At 30.1% G+C, this 1,853-nt stretch carries 1 protein-coding gene and 2 pseudogenes; 2 read left to right on the top strand and 1 reads right to left on the bottom strand.

Annotated elements, in window-relative coordinates; translation table 11 throughout:
* Positions 1 to 1,134 (top strand): annotated as a pseudogene (locus tag ABZY20_RS37080) (relaxase/mobilization nuclease domain-containing protein); the annotation flags it as partial.
* Between the two features lie 310 nt (positions 1,135 to 1,444).
* On the opposite strand, the gene ABZY20_RS37075 reads toward ABZY20_RS37080, so the two are convergent.
* On the bottom strand, positions 1,445 to 1,594 hold the full coding sequence (locus ABZY20_RS37075) for a hypothetical protein (RefSeq protein WP_023349298.1): 150 nt from the start codon (positions 1,592 to 1,594) through the stop codon (positions 1,445 to 1,447).
* A 57-nt stretch (positions 1,595 to 1,651) separates the two neighbouring features.
* On the opposite strand from ABZY20_RS37075, the pseudogene ABZY20_RS37070 reads away from it, so the two are divergent.
* Positions 1,652 to 1,853: pseudogene (locus ABZY20_RS37070) on the top strand (hypothetical protein); the annotation flags it as partial.

Genomic DNA, 1,853 nt, shown 5'->3' with positions numbered 1-1,853 from the left:
AATGCAACTGACCCTTTGACTTTAAATAAATTTCAACAATCAAAAAATGATTTGGAACGATTGAAAGAAATTTCTGATAACATTTCTAAAGAATATGGTTGTAAAATTATTGACCGTCCTGAACAAAAATTAGGAAACTCTCACAAAAATTATTTGGTCTATCTTGCTCAAAATTCTTACCGAAAAGAGATTAAAAACAAACTTGAATTTTTAATGAACCATTCTCACACTTGGGAAGATTTTAAAACAAAAGCAAGAGCCTTAAATTTAAAAGTGGACGATACTAAAAAATATACCACTTATCTTTTAGAGGGAAGCGAACAAACCAAAAAAATTAGAGATAGAAGTTTAAAAAATGATAAATTTTTAAAAGAAAATCTCAAAGGACGGATAGAAAAAAATACCATTGGTTATTCCGTTGAGGAAGTCGTGAAACTTTGGAAAGACAAAGAAAGCATTCAAGAAAAAGGACAAGAAAAAGAAATTTCAATTTTGGTAGAAGATTGGCAAATTGAGAAAGAAACTGAAAATTTTTTATACGTAACGATTGATACTGTTTTAGATAAAGAAGCGACAATAAAGATACCTGCACGTTGAGTCGATAAATTAGAAAATGGCGATTATCAAGTCTTTATCAAAAATAAAGACCGATTTTCTTATCTTGATAAGAAAAGTCCGGCAAACAATAAAATCATGTATGGAACAACTGTTGCTAAAAATCTACAACGACAAAGTGGAAATGTCCCTCTTTATTCTGACAATGCCAATATCAAACTCAAACAAGTCTTTCATGAGTTCGATTTCTTGATTAGTCAAGGACTTGGTTTTGATAGAAGTTTTGAAACCATAGGAAAGGACTTAAAAGCCACCTATCAAGAAACAGAAAAGCAATTAGATAAATTAAATACAAAGATTATAGAGTATGTCGAACAAAACAAAAGTTTAGATTATGAAGATACCTCTATCAGAGATACCATTAAAAACTTAACAAAAGAACGTGATGATTTGCGAGATACTTTATATAAAGTCGATAAAAACATTCAATACTATCAAAAATCAGAACAGCGATTAGAAGCCTATCAAAAAAATCAAAGTTCAAAACACAAAGCACGTGATGATGATTTTGAAATTTAGTCCGTTGAAAATTCTGATAAGTAAACAATAAAACAAGTCGGATCTGAAATTTTTGGGCTTTAAAATTTAAGAGCGGACTTTTTTATTTGAGTTTTGAAAAAACTCTATTTTTTACAAAGTAAAAAATAATGCTCCTGTCGTTGAGTAAACCAACGAAAAAGCACTAAAGAAATTGAAAAATGAATTTTTCACTCCCTTTAATGCTTGAATCGTCCTATAAGCTCATATTTTGCCTTTTAAGCCCTTTTAAAAGCATTCTGATGGCGTTTTATTCATTGAGTTGACTCCTCTCTAACATAAAACTATAACTTTAGTTAAAGTAATCTTTATTCTTCTTGAAATGCTCTATTAAGGCTTCTCTTATAACAGCCTTTGCTCCGCCTTGAAGTTTACCTTTCTTCTTTCCTGCTATTTTAATTGCTTCTTTGAGTGCTGGTTCCATTGCTACTGAATAAATCACTTGTTCATCTTCAGCTTGTTGTTTCTCAATTTCTTTTTCGTACTCTTCCCATTTTTTTTGAACTTTCTTGTAAAAAACTTTTTGTTTGAGTTAGTCGGTTCTGTTTATGTGGAAGATGATTATATTAGACTTGTCTCTTTGAATGATGATATAGATTTTGAAGGCAATCGACTATTTCCTGATATTCTTCTTCCAAGAGATGAAAATACTCAAATCATTGGAAAAGTTATTGAAGCCTTTACTCCAATTGAAAAAGTAT

Origin of the sequence: Streptomyces sp. NPDC006624, from assembly GCF_040611555.1 — a bacterium.
GTDB lineage: Bacteria > Actinomycetota > Actinomycetes > Streptomycetales > Streptomycetaceae > Streptomyces.
This window is presented reverse-complemented; position numbering and strand designations above follow the sequence as displayed.